A 20,005-nucleotide genomic window follows, 5' to 3' on the forward strand; every position below is an offset into this window, starting at 1 on the left:
CAGTTTTCTATGCTGCAGTTTTCCATTCTTGTTCCTCCTGTTCCACATCATTCCAGATTTTTCCTGGCAAGCAACATTTGGGGCACGTTCGAACTATTTCTTCCGAGCGGGGTTTTGAAGTACACGATATGTAGACTCTGACCCGTAAGTAGACAGAAACGGAGACAGCTTGCCGGCGCTGATCAGATGGAGCGCATGCATAGCCCGCGTGCAGGCCGTATAGAACAGCTTGCGCTCGGATTCCTTGCTGTATGCCGCATCGGAAGCATCGCTGATCACTACCGCATCGAACTCCACCCCTTTGGCCAGATAAGAAGGTATGACAAGCAGCCCCTTCTCGAAGGTAGCCGTATTTTTGCCGACTAACAGAAGCTCGGGAATCAATGGCTTCAGCGCTTCGAATACCGACTTGCTCTCGGCTGCCGTCTTGCAGATCACCGCGCAGGATGCCAGACCGAGCTTCTTCCACTCCTCCAGCTTCTCCCGAATGGCTGCAAGGCGTTCTCCTTCATCCGGTACAATAGACAAGCTTGGCAATTCGCCATCCCGGTTGAACGGCACGATATCATGCTCCGCGCCAATAATATAGCTAGTAAACTCCACGATTTGGCGAGTGGAACGATAACTGCGATGCAGCTCAATCCGCTCTGTCTCCTCGGGACCGAACAACGATTCTAGCCCCTGGAATACGACACCCGTGCCCGAATACGCGAAGATCGCCTGATTGAAGTCGCCTAATACGGTGAAACGGCTATTGGGAAATATTCGCTTCAGATATGCGTACTGGAAGGCTGAATAATCCTGTGCTTCGTCCACGAACACATGTTTGACGGTCGTATTCGTATGGAACCCCTCCAGCTTTTCCTTCAAGTAGAGATATGGCGTGGCATCTTCGTAAGACATGACCCCATTGTCCAATTGCTCCAATGTTTGCCGGCAAATGTCCTCCCAATCCGCCGACACCTCTTTAGGACTCTCCTGTTGGAACAAAGTCCGGTACATAGCCGGAATATCAAGAAATTTGAGTGCCTTCGTCCTGCGCCGCAGCTTCTTGAATTTCTCTTGAACGACCATGCCGGCCAAATATTCCTTCTCCGAATCGAAATCCGAAAACGATTGATCGGTATATTTATTTTTGCGCTTCAGCTCTTGATAGGCCTCCAAGTACGCATCCGAGTCAAGTAGCTCGATCGCATCCAGTACCCAACGTTTTTTGCGCTCCTTTTTCCCCCGTGCAGTCAGCTCCTTCAGCAGCCAGCCTGCGAGGTTTCGAATACGATTCGGTATCGACACGGAAGGGTCGAGCTCGTAAAAGCGGCGTTCCATCTCTTCCTTGGAGATCAGAGCGCGCCCTCTAAACATGATCGGGGAGAAGACAATACCCGAGCTGCCAAGGGAATCCGCGTAGTTGTCTATAACGCCCATGAAAGACGTGCCCGACTTGAAGCTTATGTTAGCCATGCGGATTCGATTGCCTTCTCCGTCCTGTTGGGACAACAACCTTTCCATGCCCGTAAATGGATCCTCGAGCTCGAAATCCCGGCCAATTCTATGCTCTAAATATTGTTGATAAGTGGTTTGTGCCATATTCTGCTCGCCGAGCTCGGGGAGTACGGTCGAGATATAGCTATTGAACATAGGGTTAGGCGAGAACAATACGATCTGTTCCGCGTTCAGGCTGCCGCGATATCGATAGAGCAAATAAGCCACTCGCTGCAGCGCAGCCGATGTTTTGCCGCTGCCGGCAGCTCCCTGCACGACAAGCAGGCGAGCCTTCTCGTTGCGGATAATTCTGTTCTGTTCGCTTTGAATCGTCGCTACGATGCTCTTCATCTGTGCATCCGACTGCGCGCCAAGAACTTCCTGCAGCAGTTCGTCGCCGATCGTGACGCCCGTATCGAACATGCTTCGTATGACGCCGTTCCGGATGACGAATTGCCGTTTGAGCGTCATTTCGCCTTCGACTGTTCCTCCTGGCGTCTCATAACGTACAGGCCCGGGACCATAATCGTAATAAAGGCTGGATACCGGAGCCCGCCAATCGTAGATCAAATATTGTTCTCCCGACTTATCCATCAGCGAGCCGATGCCGAGATAGATGCTGTCAGTCTTTGAAGAAACAACGCCGTCATCCACAAGGTCTATTCTTCCGAAATATGGCGACCTCGCTAACCGCTTAAGCGTACCCAGCTGTTCTTCCATATGGCGGAAGCTGCGCTCCCGCTCCGACATCAGCTCTGCTTGCTGCTTCATGCTGGCGTAAGTCTCCGCAGTCTCGGCGGAGTCCTCGAAGTTAACCGTCACATCATCCCAGAAGTTTCGTCGAATATCAACGATTTCGCCGCGCACGCCGCCTGTCCGACCCTCAAGCTCTTTGATCCTGTCCGCAATAATGACGCTTATGTCATTTACGCGTGCTTGCTCTTCCTGATGATCAGGGTGTAGATTGGTATTCGACATAAGTGCCTCCTTGTTTCATTAATCCGATATCATCAATCATTATTCTGCCAGAGTCTGTCAATAACTTAAACGTTAACGAATCCAATTGTTCCGGCAATACCAATTTCCCGCTTTCGTCCTCCGACTTAAATTGATTTAGAGGAATAATAAAGGACTGAAATACGGCTTCCGCAGATTCTTTGTACTTCTTATCTTTAACCGTTCTTTCCAAGGGGCCAAACACCATAAAGGATGTATAGAAGGGCGGCTGTACGGGGATGAGCTCCTCCAGCCTCATCGTCCATACTGTTCCTTCACGGTCCCGTGCCTCCAGCTCCAGCTTTGGCAATGGGGGAAGCTTCTGGTCCCTTGAAAGCTGCCATTCTGAATTCGCCAATGAGAACATCAGGCTTCCATCTGCATAATCATGCAGCTTCGCTGCGGAATTCGGACGGAATTCGAACGTATATGACGCTTCTGGCTCCGACCATTCCATAAGCAGCCCTGTAGTTCCCCTTCCGTTTCCGTCCCTGTCTTTGACAGACTCCTCGCTGGCTTCCAATCCTTCCATCATCGTCCCCCGAATAATGGAATTGGAGCTTTCGAAGTCCTCTATAATAAGTGTGCCGGAGCTTTCGTACCTGTTCATGTAGCGAGTCGAACGAGGCAGCCAATCACGGCCTATTCGATAATCCTGGAACAACGCCTGGTATTCGCCGCGTCCAAACAGCGTCGCTTCGAGAAAGGAGGAAATAAATACTTTGGCAACTTGCCTCTGATCTTCTCCAGCCATTAATCCTTCTGAATTGAGGAATAAGCCGCCCGGCAGCCGCTCGTCCATTCGCCCCCAATCGGTATTGAATTGGCTGTGATTGGCGTTTGACAAGTACAATCCGGCTTTGAACAGCCCCTCGTTGCCGGAAAAGGATATTCTATTATATTGCCGATCCCCATAAAAATTATTGACGTCACCGTCTCTTGCACCCTGTATCGTCAAATAATTAACGTCGGTCAGGTGGGCAGATTCATCATCTATCCCCTTATCTGTTGGCGCTATAGCGACGACGGACTTAATATTGACATCTTCCAGCTTCTGGAGTACGTCGTCCTCAGCGAACCAGCGCTTCGCATCTGCAGCCATCGCAACCGCTTGTCCGCCTCTGGAATGGCCGATGAGCGCAACGGAATTCCAATCAATACGATCGGCGAAGATTCCCTTTTCCTGTTTATCGAGATCCTTTAGATACGAAAGATGTTGAAGCATTAGCCAGGCTCGCATCTTCATATCGTCATTGGGCAGACTGGACCAGACGGAGAAATTAAAAAAATTCGCATCGACGGATACTGCGATCATCCCTCTGCTTGCAAGAAGTTCGCCTAGATACTCGTAACCGGCGTCCGAAAAATATTCCATCAAATGATTGCCATGCACCATTAATACTAGCGGAAACGGACCGTCTCCTTGCGGCATCCATACCCGGCCATTCAACGGCAAGCTCGCCTCGTCAAAGCCCCAGAAAGCTGTCTTAAGCTTTGGCCAGACTGTAATGTAGCTGGAAGCATCTACGCCCTCAGAGCGAATATCCGTTTTATCGCCAAACACTTCGCGATGCTTATCCGTCCCGCTGCCATAAGAGAACTTCAATACTTCATAAGTTCCAGGCAAAGAGGGATTCGCAAGCGTAGTCTTTGACGATGGAAGAATAACACTTTCTGCTCCGTCTATAGTGCCGGATAACTCGTCGCCGGCTGTTGTCAATCGCGGCAATTCGATGGGCCAAGGAAATCCGGGCAGCAGCTGTACACATCCCAATATCGCAGCTGCAAACATGCCGGCAAACAGTTTGCCGGAAAGCCTGAATCCGGACAAACTTAACCAGCCAAGCGCCAATCCAAGCAAGACGCCCATTAACGAAAAAGCACTCCCAAATATGAGCGAAGGAACTAGCTCAAGATCGGAATAGTAAAGAATGCAATAGACTTCCAAGCCTACGTAAAGGACCATGGACAACAACCTGCGCGGCAACGGAATGCACGCTAGAGCGAATAAGATCGGCAGCAGAATAGCGGCTGCTATCATTCCGATCCCGTTAGCCGTAAGAAATAGGAGTTGATCCAGCCATGTTCCGAGGCCGGTAGGCATTCCCTTTGCCGCTAGCGACATCGCAGCCGTGCCCAATAAAGCCATGGATCCTGTTGCATAATAGGTCAATCGATTATCCCGGCTCAGACGCAGCTTGTAACGATTTTTCATCCAGCGCAATGTTTTCTTCAGCCTGCTCTTCGGCAACGGCTTGTCTTCTGCAGGTTTGTCTTCTACAGGTTTCATTGCAGTTTCGATTTCCTCGTCGAGCATTAAATCCTCGACGTTCCCTCTCTTCAAGCTCATGTTGACTTGACCGACAGCCAGTAGCGGCCGTCGGTCCGCTCAATACGGATTGGGACGTCGAAAAATTGCGACATGCCTTCCGCGGTCATCAGCTTCTCCGTCCGATCGGCAGCGAATACAGTCCCGCGCTTGATCAGCAAAGAATGCTGGAAGCAGGGCAATATTTCTTCTACATGATGCGTCACGTAGATCAGCGTCGGCGGTTCCGCTTCGGCTGCGATCGAGTTGATCATGCCAAGAAGCTGTTCCCTTGCGAATATATCCAGTCCCGTGCATGGCTCGTCGAGGATGAGCAGTTCCGGCTCATTCATTAACGCTCTGGCTATGAGGACTCGTTGCCTTTCTCCTTGCGACAGCGTCTGGTAAGTGCGACTTATCAGTTTTTCGCATCCCAGCGTTTGCATAAGCGTCTTGGCACGATCGAGATCGTCATTCTTCACTTCATCGTAGACGCCGATCGTGGCATGTTTGCCGCTAAGCACGATTTGCAGCGCTTCGTCGCTGCCGTACAGTTTCTGCTGAAGCGAAGTGCTTACCCAGCCAATTCGTTTGCGAAGTTCCCGCAAATCATATTCGCCGAAAGCGTGGCCGAGCACGCTGACACGTCCGGATGTTGGCCATATGTATCCATTGATCATATTAAGCAGCGTCGTTTTGCCAGAGCCGTTAAGTCCCAGCAGACACCAATGCTCGCCGCGTTTAACTTGCCAGCTCAAACCTTGCAAGATGCTTTCGTCGCCGCGTTCCCACGAAATATCCTTGATGTCGATAACCACAGATGTTGCCTCCCCATATCCTTCGTTTTTCGTTTTCATAACGAATCGGTTCTCTATTCTATCATAGCTGGATTTGCTGTCAATTGGAATTGGTCCGGTATGTAAAGATCGTTTTATTCAGCGACTCAACTCGTTTCATTTACCTCAAAATAATCGAGGCTGCCCTATTGGGCAGCCTCGACCGGCAAATATTAAGTTAGCGCGTAATAAAAGGGAACAATAATTAAATTAAGCGCGAGCGCCGTCAAACCAATCCCTATCGCCCAAGCTCCGAGTCCTTTTGCGCCTTGGCGATACGCGATAAATCCCATCACCGTCGCCGTAGCGCCAATTAATACGGGCCAGATGAACCAGGAAGCAATCGCAAACACCAGCGCAACCCATCCGACGGCTGTCCCGGTGCTCTCGGTCACCGTATCCAGCTCAGCAGCGCCTCTCCGTCCGTTATCGGGAGCGGATGTGATCGGCATGCCATATGCGAAATCCGCGCCCATTTCTTCTTTGAACGCGCCAGCGTCAGGAAGGTTGGTCGGAGTCCCCATATTTGTCGGTTCGAAGCCGTCCGTGCCGTCATTGGTCTTCAATCGATGATTGTTGTATACATCGTCATCATGTTTCACTTGATCATCCATCCAAGACTCACTCCTTTGGCTTGAAGGTGTGACAGCATGTGGCTGCGGACTGCTCGGCTTGGTCTTGATGATACAATCCAAGCTCATCGCCTGCGAATTCTTCGTTGAACGAGGTTCTGCCATGTTGGTCGATGTCGATCATGATTTCCTTTGCACCGCAATTGTTGCCTTCTTCCCAGAAACTGCAATTCGCTACGCTGCAACTTACGCCTTTAGGCATAAAAAAATCACCTCCGCTATCATTGTCCCTCAAGCGGAAGTGATTCATTCTTGCCTTATTTTTGCCCTTGCATGCGGCGCTGGGTCATATAGTCGCTTTCGTAATACGACAAGTCATCGCGCAGTTCCTCGTAAATTTTGGAAACGCTCAGCACGATATCGCGAGCCGTACGTACAGGCTTGTACCGGAAACGGATGGCGTCCTGTCCGGTATAAGCATAACGGCCGTCTTCGGAATAACATTCGTTCTTCGGGTAAAAGAACGCGTTCACGCAATGATGATACACCTCGTACAATACACGATCACCTTGCTCGGTATCGAAATTTGGTCTTCTCAGCAGTACGCCCGTCTTCTCGACCGCGACTTCAGAATAAACCAATAGATGACGCAGATCGGACAGCAATCCTCTGTAGAACAGTTCGGCTCCTTCTCCGTCGTCTTCGCCGATCAGTCCCGACAAAACATGATTGTTGAGGAATGGCTCCAATTGAGCTACTGCATCCTTAAGCTTCTCGCGTGTCGTTTCTGTTAATCCTTTAACATTCGTTGATGGCATGGTGGTAGTTCCCCTTTCCTCTTCCCAACAAAAAAACTATAAACATCAACATCGTACCACAAATTCCATGGAAACGGTACTGGCGATTGCTTTTGTCCGCATATTTTCCCCACGTCGGTCAAAGCTAAGATGACCCTATATGGATTATCCTAATGACACGGAGGCACTTTCATGCGAAAATCTTGGATCGCCGCTTTCACCATTCTTGCTGTAGCCGCACTGCTTATACCTGCAACGCCGTTCTTCTCTCCCCGCAACGGAACGAATCGCGAAACGCCAAAGTCGATTCCGTTCTCCGCGACGAAGGAACACAAGCTCAAGCTTGCCGAATTACAGCATGACATGGATGGTACTGCATTACTTATGACGTCGGAATCCGCCAAGGACTTCAGACAAGTTCTTATGGCCAGCGGTCAATCCGCCAAATCCGCTTCTGATCGCATTCAATCCTTAATGAAGGAGCACTCGCATTTCAGCTACGTGAACTGGCGGACAACAGGAAAGACCATACACCGCGGATCTATTCCATCCGACAAGAACGGCACTGCAAAAGCTTATTTGAAGGTAGCGGAAGATAAGCTGCGCAACGGCGCAGGTTATGAGTCCAAGCCTTTTACCGCTGCTAGCGGCAGCCGCTATGTCGTCATCGGCGTACCGGATGCCAACCATAAAGGCGCCGGCATGCTCGGCGTTATTAAACACGATATAGTGAAGCAAGTCGAGCAGCATCAGAAACGGAATTTGCGGCTTATCCCTTATCCGGCCGAAGGCAACTATCGGATTGAATCTGTGGCGCCTAATTCCACCAGGGACATTACTGTCAGAAATGGCGAGGATAATGGCAACGCCAGTCACTATCACGTTCGTGATGTTGTCGTTCATTTCGCCAGCCGGCCGGGTGAAGCCGATATGGAAAAGATCAAGCGGGATGTAAATGCGGAATCCATCCAGCAGATCGGCGATACGTATGTGTTCCGATCCAAAACGCTGGAAACCGAAGGGCTTATGCAATATTTTAAAGCCAATTGGAAGCCGGAATATACGGAACCCCATTACCTGTACCTGACGAACGAAACGACAGAGGCAACCATTGTTCCGAACGACACGCTGTATTCGCAATACCAGTGGAATCTCCCTTCTATTCAAGCGGAACATGGCTGGACCGTATCCAAGGGCGACGAAGGGGTCATCATTGCCGTATTGGATACAGGCGTTCAGAGCAATCATCCTGATCTGAAGGACAAGCTGATAAAAGGAACCAACATCGTTAACACCGGCTCGGATCCGGACGATGATGTAGGTCATGGCACGCATGTAGCCGGCATTATCGGCGCTTCCGTCAATAACGGCGAAGGCGTGGCGGGCGTATCCTGGTACAACAAGATCATGCCTGTCAAAGTATTAGACAGCAGCGGCGCAGGATCCACCTATTCGGTTGCGCAAGGAATTATTTGGGCGGTCGACAATGGCGCCAAAGTCATCAATATGAGTCTGGGCAATTACGCGCAGGCCGACTTCCTCCACGACGCCATCAAATACGCGTACGAACGCGATGTCGTTTTAATCGCAGCCAGCGGCAACGACAATACGGAACGTCCCGGCTATCCGGCCGCCTATCCGGAAGTTTTCGCGGTAGCGGCAACCGATAATAATAAGGGAAAAGCTTCATTCTCCAACTATGGGGATTATATCGACGTCGCGGCGCCGGGAGACAGCATCGCCAGCACCTATCCCGGCAGCCAATACGCCGCATTGTCCGGAACTTCCATGGCCAGCCCGCATGTGGCTGCCTTAGCCGGGCTCATCCGCTCCGTAAACCCGGACCTCAGCAATGAGGAGGTTATGGAAATTATGCGGGTATCGGCAAAGGATCTAGGCACGGAAGGCAAGGATAATTATTTTGGCTATGGAGAGATTGATCTCGACAAGGCGCTGCATGCGGCTACGAGCTATGGCGGTGCGCTGCAGACCTTCCCGCAAAAGGTCAAACGCCGTCTCGAGCAAATCGGCTCTTAACATCGATTAACAAATATAAAAAAAACCAAAAAGCGCAAGTCGCTTGGTTCTGTCGAACCTCGAGACTTGCGCTATTGCTTTGCTTACATAAAACGCATAATTCGTTGTTCGTTGCGGAAAGTTTGCCGTAAGCCGGGTTCTGTACTTCTGGTGGTGCAAACGGGAACGACCCTCCCACTATGAAGCGACAATCATCTATCTAGGCCGTGCATTGCTGCACGACTCCAGCAACCAACCCGGACGCGCCTCGGGCTAAGGCTGCAGCGCAAAGCTGCCGCGTCCTCTCGGTCTTGCTCCAGATGGGGTTTACCAGGAACGTAGTCACCTGCGCTCCTCGTGGTCTCTTACACCACGGTTCCATCCTTGCCTGATCCGGCCAAAGCCGGCCATCGGCGGTCCATTTCTGTGGCACTATCCTTCAGCTCGCGCTGACTGGACGTTATCCAGCATCCTGCCCTGTGGAGCCCGGACTTTCCTCTCGCGGCAACAAGGCCGCCAGCGATTGTCTGTCAAACTTTCCGACGCAGAACTTAGTATACAAGGTTTCTCCCGAAAGCTCAACCCTCGATTTGCTGCCTTAACCGGTCTTTCCTGCCACTTCAAGCAAATTGTCCCTCTCAAATGAAAGTAAAGGGTTCCGTATGAATAACCGAAGGGATGACCTTCGTTGCGTATTTTGCTTCCGCAAGCTCTCTGGATAACCATTCCGCCAGCTTTGCTTTCATCACTTTCTCGATGTTATGGCCGGCGTCGATGATCGTCATTCCGTCTGCAACCGCGTCATGGGCCGTATGGTAATCGATATCGCCTGTAATGAGCACGTCGGCGCCGGCAAACTTTGCATGACGCACGTAACGACCGCCGGAGCCTCCCAGAACTGCAGCCTTGCGAATAGGCGTTTCGAGATCTCCCACGACTCTAAGCATGGGAACATCAAACGCCTGTTTAAGTTTGGCTGCAAGCTCGCCAAGCGTCGCAGGCTGCGCAAGCTTGCCCGCACGACCCAGGCCGAAAGAACGGCCCTTTAGTTCGATGCGATACAGATCATAAGCTACCTCTTCGTACGGATGCGCTTTGAGCATGGCGGCGACTACTTTGCGTTGGATGGTCTGCGGCACGATTGTTTCGATCCGCACTTCGTCCACGCGCTCCAGCTTGCCTTGCGCGCCTATATGGGGAGAAGTGCCCTCTCCGGGCATAAACGTGCCAACGCCCTTCGTATTGAAGCTGCAGTGGCTGTAATCGCCGATATGACCCGCTCCTGCGTGCAAAATGGCGTTTAATACGGTTTCGTGATGAGTCTCCGGCACATAGACGGCCAGCTTATACAGTTGGTCCGTGTGCACTTCATCCAGATTTTGACGTCCTTCCGCCAATATTCCCGCTTGATCGGCCAGCCAATCGTTAATGCCTCCATCCGCGACATCAAGGTTGGTATGAGAAATGTAGACGGCAATATCGTGTTTGATGAGTTTCTCGTACAGCTTGCCGGCAGGCGTTGACGTATCCAGTTTCGCAAGGGGTCTGTAAATGATGGCATGATGTGCGATGATCAGATCCGCTTCTGCTCGAATAGCCTCGTCGACCACCTGTTCCGTCACGTCCAGAGCAACTATGATCGTGCTGATCGGCTTGTTCAACGTACCTAATTGAAGACCAATTTTATCATTCTCTACCGCATAATATTTAGGAGCGAGCCGCTCCATTAATTGGACGACGGTATTTCCGTTCGCAAACATTGAAGCACCTCCTCGATGATACTGATTTCTTTGCGGAATTGCTCGGCTTTTAGCGTCGATTCCGTTCCTTCGGAGGCTGACATTTGCGCGATAATCCGCTCCAGCTTGCCGATCTCCGATCTCCACTTGGCCGTTAATACCGAACTTCCCTGACGAAGCAAGTGAGGCCCCATTCGCAGCAATACGCGATGTAGCACTTCTTTGTCATAAGGAAGCTTCAAGAAGGACCCTTCATACAAAGTTTCGTTGCTGGTGGCTGAAGGCTGCACATCGCGAGACACTGCATGCAGCACCTCATATATTTTGCCGTCTTCCTCCAGGATGGATTCGTGGCTTAAATACCAGCCCTTCTCCAGAAGCCAGACACGAACATCGTCTTCTCCCACATTGGGCTGAAGCACAAGCTCCGTTACCCCATCGAGCTTGCCCGCTGCATATCCTTCTTCCAGAATCGTGCTCATGAGACTTCCGCCCATGCCTGCAATCGTGACCGTATCCGTCTCGCCAGGCATGACTACAGCGAGTCCGTTCCCTTGTCTAACCGTGATACGGGCTTGCAATCCCGCGTCGGCCACTTGTTTTTTCGCCGCACGGAACGGCCCCGCATTTAATTCGCCTGCGATTGCCGACGGACAAACGCCGCTCTGCACGAGATAAGTCGGCAGCAACGCATGATCGGATCCAATGTCGGCTATGCGTGCGCCGCGTTTCACATAATCCGCAATTGTCTGCAAACGTTTCGATAATTTAATCATTATGCTACCCACACCATCCATTGCTTGCGCAAGGCAAAGAGCAATCCCCCGCCTACCGCGATTTTGATCAACAGCTGCAATTGCAGCCATACGGTATATTCCAAAATGACAGCCGTATACAATTCCGGCATGAACCAGGCCAGCGCGCAAGTCACGAATAATACGGCGGACACCGGCTTCGTCCAGCGGTGGAAAAACCAGCTGCTCCAACCGAACAAAATAGACAGCGGCAGCCAGAAGAGCTGAATCTCGAACCATAACGTCGTTGATGTGTAACGCGACAGAACCCATCCGTACAACATGAGCATGACAAGCCAGCCGCTTAAATGCAAGGAATGAATCTTGGCCTTTATGCCGTAGACGATCCAAAACAACGCACAGCCGGTCACGATCAAGACGCGATTGGTCCAGTCCGCGATGCCGTGAAGCTCAAGTATGTACAAACCGCCGCCGAGCAAGATAAGCATTCCAATGCTTGTGAAGGTCAGCGCAGCAGCTTCGTTGCGGCTGCGAAGTCTGTATCCGCTTCTGAGAAAAGCGGCTAAACCGATGAGGACCACCGCGATTTGCAATGCAGGATGAAAACGGCTAAAATAAAGCACAACAAACGAAATTAAGGTAAAAGTCCCAAAAGTAAGGAGCCATTGTTTACCTGTTGCATTCTGAACAGCCGCGATTGCTTTGCCAATAACGGGGGCTGCAGATGCAGAACTGCCAGACCGTGAGCTTTTGCCATCATCATCGGGATCCGCGTACAAATTCAGCAGGAAGTCGCAATATTGATCAGGCAGCAGCTTGCTCCTTCTCCAATGTTCGATTTCTCTTACGATCGTTACTTTGCGTTCATCATTCATAACATCGGCTCGTCCTCTCGGCGAATATAAGTCGATACGTTGAAAAAAGACCTCGCTGCAATAGCAGAAAGGTCATCATTTCATCCGTTATTCAAGGAAATCCTTTAGACGTTTGCTACGGCTCGGGTGACGAAGCTTGCGAAGAGCTTTGGCCTCGATCTGCCTGATCCGTTCGCGCGTAACGCCAAACACCTTGCCGACTTCCTCAAGCGTTCTCGTTCGGCCGTCATCCAGACCGAAGCGAAGCCGCAATACGTTCTCTTCGCGCTCAGTCAGCGTATCAAGAACATCTTCCAGCTGCTCCTTAAGCAGCTCATAGGCTGCTGCATCGGCCGGCGCCAGCGCTTCCTGATCTTCGATAAAATCGCCCAGATGCGAATCATCCTCTTCGCCGATAGGCGTTTCTAACGATACGGGCTCCTGAGCAATCTTCATAATCTCGCGCACCTTCTCGGTGCTAAGCTCCATCTCCACCGCAATTTCTTCCGGCGAAGGTTCGCGCCCCAATTCCTGAAGCAGTTGACGAGAAACCCTAATCAGCTTGTTAATCGTCTCCACCATATGAACGGGAATACGAATGGTACGCGCCTGATCCGCAATAGCGCGGGTAATCGCCTGACGAATCCACCATGTAGCATACGTACTGAATTTGAATCCCTTCTGATGATCGAACTTCTCGACCGCTTTAATGAGACCCATATTCCCTTCCTGAATCAAGTCGAGGAATAACATCCCGCGTCCGACATACCGCTTCGCTATGCTGACCACGAGTCGAAGATTCGCCTCGGCGAGTCGGCGTTTTGCTTCTTCATCGCCGTTTTCGATCCGAATCGCAAGCTCGATTTCGTCATCCGCCGACAATAGCGGTACTCGTCCGATCTCCTTCAGATACATTCTGACGGGATCATTAATTTTGATGCCCGGAGGCAGCGCCAGATCATCGTCGAAGTTGAAGTCGTCTCCTTCGCGCTCCTGTTCTTCGTTCTGAGCGCCTAGCGGATGCACATCGTCGTTCTCGTTAAGCACCTCGATTCCCAAGTCGTCGAGCTGCTCGAAGAATTCATCGATTTGCTCCGGATCCTGATCAAAGGGGGATAGTTTCTCCATAATTTCTTTGTAGGTTAAGGAGGATCTTTTCTTCCCTTGTTCAATCAGACTGTCCTTGACCTGATCCAGCTTCTGTTCGGTATCCAATTCAGTATGTTGATCGTTCGCCATAATCCGACTCCCTCCTCCCTAGAAGCATCATGAAGTTAACTTTTCAGCTGTCTCTCTAGGGTTATAATCTCAAGTCCTAATTGCGCCGCCAATAAGGCGTCGCCAGCACGTTCGGCACGCACCATCTCTTCTTTCTTCCGCTCGATATCCCGGATATGGGGTTCTCTAAGGATCTTGCCGACATAATCGTCCATAATGGCATCGTCTATTGGAGAATGATCATCAAGAAGCATAATGGCCGTCGCTGTCTCTTCCAGACGCTTATCATGCAGCGTCGAGATAAACCGAGCGGCGTCCGGTTCATACCCTTGCGCGTAATAGGCGTATAAATAAGCAGCAAGCGCTGCATGATCCTCAACGTTAAACGAATCGCCAATCCGTTCATGCACGGACTCGGCAATATCGCGATCACGAATCATGGCATGCAGCAATCTTCGTTCCGCATTCGCGTAAGCCGGCAATATTGGAGTTCTCCCCGGCGTACGGCGCTTTTCATTTCTACCATTATTCCACGAATTGTCGTTATTATCCCCTTGCGGCTTCTTTTTTTGCGCTTCGACGCGGATTACGTTACAATCCTGCTTCAGCGCGTCGAGCGAAATATCGAATTCGCGGGACAACTCCTTTAGATACACTTCCCTCTCCGTAGAGGATTCCACTCCTGCCACAATTTCTACTGCTTCCATCAGATAGTTTTTTCGGCCTTCTTCTTTTAGCAGTATATGGTTTTTCCTTGAATATATAAGCTTAAATTTTGTAACGGATACCGGACTGTCCACCACGTCCCGCATAAACGAGTCCGGACCGTATTCACTTATATAATCGTCGGGGTCCTTGCCCTTCGGCAGCATGGCAATCATCACCTTGAGACCGGCGCTTTCCAGCAGAGGGATCGACTTGCTGGCTGCTGCTTGTCCTGCGTCGTCTCCGTCGTAGCAGACCAGCACTTCTTCCGCATGCCGGCGAAGGATAGAGCCGTGTTCCTCCGTAAGCGCCGTGCCCATTGTCGCTACGCCGTTTTTGACGCCGGCATGCCAGGCTTTGATGACGTCCATATAACCTTCGAACAAAACAACCTGCTTGCTCTTGCGTATCGCAGCCTTCGCGTGATGCAGGTTATACAACGTTCTGCTCTTTGTGAACAACATCGTTTCCGGCGAATTGAGATACTTGGGCTGACCCTCGTCGATGATTCGTGCAGCGAAAGCCGATGCCTTGCCGCCCGCATCCCATAAAGGGAACATAATCCGTCCCCGGAACCGGTCTACGTAGCCGCTGCCATCTTGCTTGGCGGACAACAGCCCGCCCTTCTCGAGTAATGCAGGCTCGTACCCTCGGCCGGTGAGGAACCGTGTCAGTACATCCCATTCGTCCGGTGCGAAGCCGATCATGAAGTGATCGATCAGCTTATCGCTTAATCCGCGTTCCCGCAAGTAACGTTTGGCCTTGTCACCCTGCTTCGTGTTGTTCAGTAAATAATGATAAAACTTGATGGATAACTCATGTGCTTCTACAAGACCTTCGCGTTCGGGATTCGGGGCGGCTCTGCCGCTTCCGTTCTCCTGCCACGTAATAGGCATGCCCGCTTCCTCCGCAAGCACCTTCACGGCCTCCGGGAAACTGTAGCCTTCCATCTCTTCGACAAATCGAATCACGTTGCCGCTCTTACCGCAGCCATAACAATGGAAGATCTGAAGCTCCGGAGTAACCGTAAACGAAGGTGTCTTCTCGGAATGAAACGGACAAAGCCCCTTCATATATTTGCCTTGCTTCGTGAGATGAACGTATTTCCCGACCGTTTCGACGATGTCATGACGCTTTCGAACTGCGTCAATCACTTCTTCCGGTATTTTACCGCTTGTCATCGTTCATCACCTACATTCTAAGATTGCGGACGACCCGCGCACGGCAAACTTAGATTTCTAATATTATTCGCTATATGTCATGTATCTCCTGCATGCCAATCAAAACTTTTGTCAGCTTTTGTTGAAAAGTTTTTCGGTCATCGCCTGTCATTGCTTTTGGACCCTTGGTTCGCCCTCCAGCGCGCCTCCTTCTGGCGCCTTCATGCCTTCGCTCCATCAAATAATCGATGTTGGCGTCCGTGTATTGCTCGCCTCTGGGCGATAGGACGACGGTTCCTTTACCGATCGCGACGCAAGCGAGGCCAAAATCCCCCGTTACGACAATATCGCCTCGCTTGATACGGTTCAAAATGTACAGATCGACGGATTGATCGCTGCGATCCACTTGAACATTCTCCACGCCGGGCAGAGCTTCCAGTCGATGGTCATGCGATGCGACCATCAACACGGGCACGCCATACTGCAGTGCCGTCTCGACGATCTCGTGCTTGACCGGACAAGAATCCGCATCAACAACGATAGAGAATCCAGGAAGCGTACCGGGTGTCATGAACGGTCACCATTCTGCCCTCGAACGTATTCCATGATCAGACTCGCCGTTTCTTCGACAGCGCGATGCGAGACATCGATGACGACGCAGCCAAGCTTGCTCATAATATCTTCCGCATACCTCAGTTCCTTCTCGATCCGGTCCGTCGTAGCGTACGCCGCCGTATTGGGCAGGCCCAGCGCCTTTAGCCGTTCCTTCCGAATCACGTTCAGATAGGAGGTGTCGATCGTTAACCCGATCACTTTCCTCTTGGGAAGCTTGAACAGCTCCTCCGGCGGCTTCAGCTCCGGCACGAGCGGAACGTTCGCCACCTTGTACTTTTGATGGGCAAGGTACATGGACAGCGGCGTCTTTGATGTGCGAGACACGCCGACGAGGACAATATCGGCCTTTGTTACGCCTGATGTATCACGAGCATCATCATATTTGACCGCGAATTCAACCGCCTCTACTTTACGGAAGTAATCCGCATCGAGCACGTGGTTAAGTCCCGGTTCTTGTCTTGACTTCCGGCCGGTGCGCTGCTCCAGCGTCTCAATAAAAGGTCCCAGCAAATCAATGGCCGCAACGCCGTTCTCTTCTGTCAGCTTTCTCATGGAATCGCGCAGATGCGGGATAACGAGGGTGTATAACAGAATCGCTTGCGACAGTTTTGCTTGCTGAACAATTCTTTCCAGCGCGGCGGGCTCCGTCACGAATGGCGATCTTCGAATTTCGGCCTGAATAGGATGAAACTGGGCGATCGCCGCGCGCACGACCAATTCACCTGTATCGCCTGCTGCATCGGATACGACATAAACGATCACTTCGGACTTGACTCCAGTCACCATGAGCTTGCACCTCCTTTTCTAGTACGTGAGGTTCTCGGACTCGGACTTTCGCCTTACCATACCAATTTGGAAAAATCGGCGACAAGCGCGATGTCCCGCGCAATGGCGGACAGTGTTGCCAGCCGATTGACGCGTACCTTGTCGTCTTTGTCCATAACCATAACGTTGTCGAAATAATCGACGATGGCCGGGCGCAAAGCAGACAACTTCCGAAGAGCATCCGCAATGTCCTTGCGCTCCACGGCGGATAGTACGTCGGGGCGCGCCGAAATCCACGCTTCATACAGCTTTGTCTCTGTTGCTTCGCTGAACAGTGCGGCATCGAACTGGCTGCTCTCCGACTTGCCGGCCAGGTTGCCCACGCGATTGAAGGCTTCCACGACGCTCTTGAACTCCGATTTGTCGGTGGCCGTCGCCAGCGGCTGAACGGCCGCCGCCCGGCTAGCCGTAAGCGCCAGATCGTCGAATCCGACCGCCATGACGGCATCGACAACGTCGTAGCGGTTGCCTTGCTCGGATAACCAATTCTTCACGCGAAGCGAGAAGAAATCGTTCAGATCCTGGCGAATATCGGCCGCGGCACGTTTCAGACCGCGCGCTTCGTGAACGGATAGGCCGATTTCGTACAGCTCGCCAAGAGTAAGCTTCAAATTCTGACCTAGCAGAATTTGAACGATACCCGCCGCTTGCCTGCGCAACGCGTACGGATCCTGCGAACCTGTAGGCACGATACCGACGGAGAAGCAGCCAACGATCGTATCGATTTTGTCCGCGAGGCTGACGATAGCCCCCTCCAATCCGGAAGGAATGGCATCGCCCGAAAATCTAGGCTGATAATGCTCGTTGACGGCTTTCGCAACGGAGTCATGCTCGCCTGCCTTCTTGGCGTAATCCTCGCCCATGATGCCTTGCAGCTCGGGGAATTCGTATACCATCTGCGAGACGAGGTCGAACTTGCAAATTGCAGCGGCGCGGGCAACTCGAGCGGCCTGCTCGGCTTCTACCTGCAAAGCGTCCGAGATCAGCTTCGAGATGTCGGTGATGCGGCGGACTTTGTCCGCTACCGTGCCCAGCTCCTCGTGATAGACGATGTTCTCCAGCTTGCTAAGCGCATGGTCGATCGTCAGCTTGTGATCCTCCGCATAGAAGAACTTCGCATCGGAAAGTCTCGCCCGCAATACCTTCTCGTTTCCTTTCGCGACAAGATCGATGCTTCTCGTGTCGCCATTGCGCACCGTGACGAAAAACGGAAGCAGCCTCCCGGTTTCGTCCAGCACAGGGAAGTAACGCTGATGCTCGCGCATGGATGTAATCAGCACTTCTTGCGGAATTTGCAGGAAAGAAGAATCGAAAGTTCCGAAGAGCACATTTGGATATTCGACAAGGAACAATACTTCCTCCAGCAGATCATCTTTGATCGCGATGTTCCAGCCTTTCTCCTCGCTCAAACCTTTGATTTGGGAGACGATCAGCGTTTCGCGTTCCTCGACGTCGACAATGACTTGCTGCTGGCGCAACGCTTCTTTATAATCGGCAGGCGTTGCTATGTTTGCTTCTTCGCCCAGGAACCGATGACCGCGCGTGATGCGTCCCGTCTCGACGCCGGCAATCTCAAACGGCACGATCGCTTCGCCGAACAGCGCGACCAGCCAGCGGATCGGTCTTACGAATTTCAAGTCGTAAGCGCCCCAACGCATATTTTTGGGAAAGGACATCGATGTGATCAGCATGCTCAATCCTTCGGAGAGCAAGCCGTCCGTAGGAGCTCCAATGCTGCTTTTGCGTGCATATACATACTCCACTCCGGCGAGCTCCTGGAAATACAGCTGCTCCGGCTCCACGCCCTGACTTCGGGCAAAGCCCAGAGCGGCTTTGCTCCAGTTGCCGGAGTCGTCCTGCGCGATTTTGCGGGAAGGCCCTTTCGCTTCTTCATTGCTGTCTGCCTGCTTCTCCTCTACCCCGCGCACAATCACCGCAAGTCTTCTTGGCGTTGCGTAGGCTTCAACCTCTCCATGGCCGATCCGGTTCTCGGCAAGCCACTTCGCCGTCTTTTCCTTCAATTGATTCATCGCCGCGCGAACGAATCTTGCGGGCACTTCTTCCAGCCCGATCTCCAGCAGCAAATCTTTAGCCATTGTGCTCCACTCCCTTCTTCAGCATCGGGAATCCGAGCCGTTCTCTCTCCTCGTAATAGGTAGCCGCGCATTGACGGGCCAGGTTCCGTACACGAGTAATATAGCCCGTGCGCTCCGTTACGCTGATTGCGCCTCGGGCGTCAAGCAAATTGAACGCATGAGAGCACTTAAGCACATAATCGTAAGCAGGAAATACGAGATGCTGCTCCATCGTCTTCCGGGCTTCTTCTTCATACATGTTAAAGAGGGTAAACAGCATCGCCGTGTCGGATGTCTCAAACGTATATTTGGAATGCTCGTATTCCGGTTGCAGGAACACGTCTCCGTAAGTTACGCCCTCTACCCACTCCAGATCGAAGACATTCTCCTTCTGTTGGATGTAAGAAGCAAGACGTTCCATGCCGTAAGTGATTTCTACAGCTACCGGATTCGCATCGATTCCGCCTACTTGCTGGAAGTAGGTGAATTGCGTAATTTCCATGCCGTCCAGCCATACTTCCCAGCCAAGCCCCCATGCGCCTAGCGTCGGCGATTCCCAGTTGTCCTCGACGAACCGGATATCATGGTCGAGCGCGTCAATGCCAAGCCGCTTCAGGCTTTCCAGATAAAGTTCCTGGATATTGTCGGGCGACGGCTTAATAATGACCTGGAATTGGTGATGCTGATACAGCCTGTTGGGATTTTCGCCATATCGTCCATCGGCGGGACGACGGGAGGGTTCAACATAAGCCACGTTCCACGGCTCGGGTCCGATAGAGCGCAGGAAAGTCATAGGATTCATGGTCCCTGCTCCCTTCTCCACGTCGTACGGCTGCACGAGAATGCAGTTCTGCTCCGCCCAGAATTGTTGAAGCGTCAAAATCATGCCTTGAAAATTCATGCCGTTACACTCCTTCTATATGTTAGTGTTGCAGAAGCACGATCCGCAAAGCACGCAAAAAACCCTCGTCTCTACGTCTGCTTCCAGACATAGGGACGAGAGTATAATTCCCGCGGTTCCACCCTACTTGGCCGACCTTGCGATTGTAAGT

16 protein-coding genes and 1 other RNA gene are annotated in these 20,005 nt (G+C 51.8%); 1 reads left to right on the forward strand and 16 read right to left on the reverse strand.

Features of this window, described 5'->3' with window-relative positions; translation table 11 throughout:
* Window positions 1-93: 93 nt before the first annotated feature.
* From helD to KJW29_RS12115, 6 genes are all read right to left on the reverse strand, one after another.
* Complete coding sequence (helD, locus tag KJW29_RS12090; RefSeq protein ID WP_214629945.1) at window positions 94-2,460, reverse strand: RNA polymerase recycling motor HelD; 2,367 nt, start codon at window positions 2,458-2,460, stop codon at window positions 94-96.
* The gene (locus tag KJW29_RS12095; protein WP_214629946.1) at window positions 2,435-4,768 is read right to left on the reverse strand and encodes an alpha/beta hydrolase family protein; all 2,334 of its coding nucleotides are present in this window, start codon (window positions 4,766-4,768) and stop codon (window positions 2,435-2,437) included. The genes helD and KJW29_RS12095 overlap by 26 nt, the downstream gene beginning before the upstream one ends.
* 56 nt (window positions 4,769-4,824) lie before the next feature.
* Window positions 4,825-5,604 carry an ABC transporter ATP-binding protein gene (locus KJW29_RS12100; protein WP_214629947.1) on the reverse strand — a complete coding sequence of 260 codons (780 nt, stop codon included), beginning with the start codon at window positions 5,602-5,604 and terminating at the stop codon, window positions 4,825-4,827.
* A 191-nt stretch (window positions 5,605-5,795) separates the two neighbouring features.
* Complete coding sequence (locus KJW29_RS12105) at window positions 5,796-6,236, reverse strand: DUF4190 domain-containing protein (protein ID WP_214629948.1); 441 nt, start codon at window positions 6,234-6,236, stop codon at window positions 5,796-5,798.
* 7 nt (window positions 6,237-6,243) lie between these two features.
* Window positions 6,244-6,456: a DUF1540 domain-containing protein gene (locus KJW29_RS12110; protein WP_087567130.1), complete on the reverse strand. Its 213-nt coding sequence runs from the start codon at window positions 6,454-6,456 to the stop codon at window positions 6,244-6,246.
* A 55-nt stretch (window positions 6,457-6,511) separates the two neighbouring features.
* Window positions 6,512-7,012 (reverse strand): YpuI family protein, encoded by a 501-nt coding sequence (locus tag KJW29_RS12115; RefSeq protein WP_087567131.1) that lies wholly within the window; start codon window positions 7,010-7,012, stop codon window positions 6,512-6,514.
* Window positions 7,013-7,183: 171 nt separating this feature from the next.
* Here KJW29_RS12115 and KJW29_RS12120 point away from each other — a divergent pair, with 171 nt between their 5' ends.
* Window positions 7,184-9,028 carry a S8 family peptidase gene (locus tag KJW29_RS12120; RefSeq protein ID WP_214629949.1) on the forward strand — a complete coding sequence of 615 codons (1,845 nt, stop codon included), beginning with the start codon at window positions 7,184-7,186 and terminating at the stop codon, window positions 9,026-9,028.
* A 113-nt stretch (window positions 9,029-9,141) separates the two neighbouring features.
* Here the strand turns inward: KJW29_RS12120 and rnpB are convergent.
* The 10 genes from rnpB to glyQ form a co-directional block, all read right to left on the reverse strand.
* Window positions 9,142-9,546, reverse strand: an RNA gene (gene rnpB / locus KJW29_RS12125) — RNase P RNA component class A.
* A gap of 99 nt (window positions 9,547-9,645) precedes the next feature.
* Window positions 9,646-10,767, reverse strand: coding sequence for a Nif3-like dinuclear metal center hexameric protein (locus KJW29_RS12130; protein WP_214629950.1), 1,122 nt, complete (start codon window positions 10,765-10,767; stop codon window positions 9,646-9,648).
* A complete protein-coding gene (locus tag KJW29_RS12135; protein WP_214629951.1) occupies window positions 10,734-11,522 on the reverse strand; it encodes a tRNA (adenine(22)-N(1))-methyltransferase in 789 nt (262 codons plus the stop codon). The genes KJW29_RS12130 and KJW29_RS12135 overlap by 34 nt, the downstream gene beginning before the upstream one ends.
* A complete protein-coding gene (locus tag KJW29_RS12140) occupies window positions 11,522-12,376 on the reverse strand; it encodes a hypothetical protein (protein ID WP_087567135.1) in 855 nt (284 codons plus the stop codon). The genes KJW29_RS12135 and KJW29_RS12140 overlap by 1 nt, the downstream gene beginning before the upstream one ends.
* Before the next feature lie 87 nt (window positions 12,377-12,463).
* Window positions 12,464-13,594, reverse strand: a complete 1,131-nt coding sequence (gene rpoD / locus KJW29_RS12145) for an RNA polymerase sigma factor RpoD (RefSeq protein ID WP_087567136.1) — start codon at window positions 13,592-13,594, stop codon at window positions 12,464-12,466.
* 35 nt (window positions 13,595-13,629) lie between these two features.
* Window positions 13,630-15,459 (reverse strand): DNA primase, encoded by a 1,830-nt coding sequence (gene dnaG / locus KJW29_RS12150; RefSeq protein ID WP_087567137.1) that lies wholly within the window; start codon window positions 15,457-15,459, stop codon window positions 13,630-13,632.
* Between the two features lie 70 nt (window positions 15,460-15,529).
* Entirely contained in the window at window positions 15,530-16,009 is a 480-nt protein-coding gene (locus tag KJW29_RS12155; RefSeq protein WP_214629952.1) for a YaiI/YqxD family protein, read from the reverse strand.
* Window positions 16,006-16,839 carry a pyruvate, water dikinase regulatory protein gene (locus KJW29_RS12160; RefSeq protein ID WP_108996260.1) on the reverse strand — a complete coding sequence of 278 codons (834 nt, stop codon included), beginning with the start codon at window positions 16,837-16,839 and terminating at the stop codon, window positions 16,006-16,008. Before KJW29_RS12160 ends, KJW29_RS12155 begins: the two co-directional genes overlap by 4 nt.
* Window positions 16,840-16,892: 53 nt before the next feature.
* A complete protein-coding gene (gene glyS / locus KJW29_RS12165; RefSeq protein ID WP_214629953.1) occupies window positions 16,893-18,974 on the reverse strand; it encodes a glycine--tRNA ligase subunit beta in 2,082 nt (693 codons plus the stop codon).
* Window positions 18,967-19,854 carry a glycine--tRNA ligase subunit alpha gene (glyQ, locus tag KJW29_RS12170; protein WP_214629954.1) on the reverse strand — a complete coding sequence of 296 codons (888 nt, stop codon included), beginning with the start codon at window positions 19,852-19,854 and terminating at the stop codon, window positions 18,967-18,969. The genes glyS and glyQ overlap by 8 nt, the downstream gene beginning before the upstream one ends.
* Window positions 19,855-20,005 lie beyond the last annotated feature (151 nt).

Origin of the sequence: Paenibacillus agaridevorans (genome assembly GCF_018604145.1) — a bacterium.
GTDB classification, from domain to species: domain Bacteria; phylum Bacillota; class Bacilli; order Paenibacillales; family Paenibacillaceae; genus Pristimantibacillus; species Pristimantibacillus agaridevorans.

Excerpts from the sequence above, each read along its gene's own strand:
- helD (WP_214629945.1), bottom strand. The coding sequence starts at position 2,460 with ATGTCGAATACCAATCTACACCCTGATCATCAGGAAGAGCAAGCACGC.
- KJW29_RS12095 (WP_214629946.1), bottom strand. The coding sequence starts at position 4,768 with ATGAAACCTGTAGAAGACAAACCTGCAGAAGACAAGCCGTTGCCGAAG.
- KJW29_RS12105 (WP_214629948.1), bottom strand. The coding sequence starts at position 6,236 with ATGGATGATCAAGTGAAACATGATGACGATGTATACAACAATCATCGA.
- KJW29_RS12110 (WP_087567130.1), bottom strand. The coding sequence starts at position 6,456 with ATGCCTAAAGGCGTAAGTTGCAGCGTAGCGAATTGCAGTTTCTGGGAA.
- KJW29_RS12115 (WP_087567131.1), bottom strand. The coding sequence starts at position 7,012 with ATGCCATCAACGAATGTTAAAGGATTAACAGAAACGACACGCGAGAAG.
- KJW29_RS12120 (WP_214629949.1), top strand. The coding sequence starts at position 7,184 with ATGCGAAAATCTTGGATCGCCGCTTTCACCATTCTTGCTGTAGCCGCA.
- KJW29_RS12130 (WP_214629950.1), bottom strand. The coding sequence starts at position 10,767 with ATGTTTGCGAACGGAAATACCGTCGTCCAATTAATGGAGCGGCTCGCT.
- KJW29_RS12135 (WP_214629951.1), bottom strand. The coding sequence starts at position 11,522 with ATGATTAAATTATCGAAACGTTTGCAGACAATTGCGGATTATGTGAAA.
- KJW29_RS12140 (WP_087567135.1), bottom strand. The coding sequence starts at position 12,376 with ATGAATGATGAACGCAAAGTAACGATCGTAAGAGAAATCGAACATTGG.
- rpoD (WP_087567136.1), bottom strand. The coding sequence starts at position 13,594 with ATGGCGAACGATCAACATACTGAATTGGATACCGAACAGAAGCTGGAT.
- dnaG (WP_087567137.1), bottom strand. The coding sequence starts at position 15,459 with ATGACAAGCGGTAAAATACCGGAAGAAGTGATTGACGCAGTTCGAAAG.
- KJW29_RS12155 (WP_214629952.1), bottom strand. The coding sequence starts at position 16,009 with ATGACACCCGGTACGCTTCCTGGATTCTCTATCGTTGTTGATGCGGAT.
- KJW29_RS12160 (WP_108996260.1), bottom strand. The coding sequence starts at position 16,839 with ATGGTGACTGGAGTCAAGTCCGAAGTGATCGTTTATGTCGTATCCGAT.
- glyS (WP_214629953.1), bottom strand. The coding sequence starts at position 18,974 with ATGGCTAAAGATTTGCTGCTGGAGATCGGGCTGGAAGAAGTGCCCGCA.
- glyQ (WP_214629954.1), bottom strand. The coding sequence starts at position 19,854 with ATGAATTTTCAAGGCATGATTTTGACGCTTCAACAATTCTGGGCGGAG.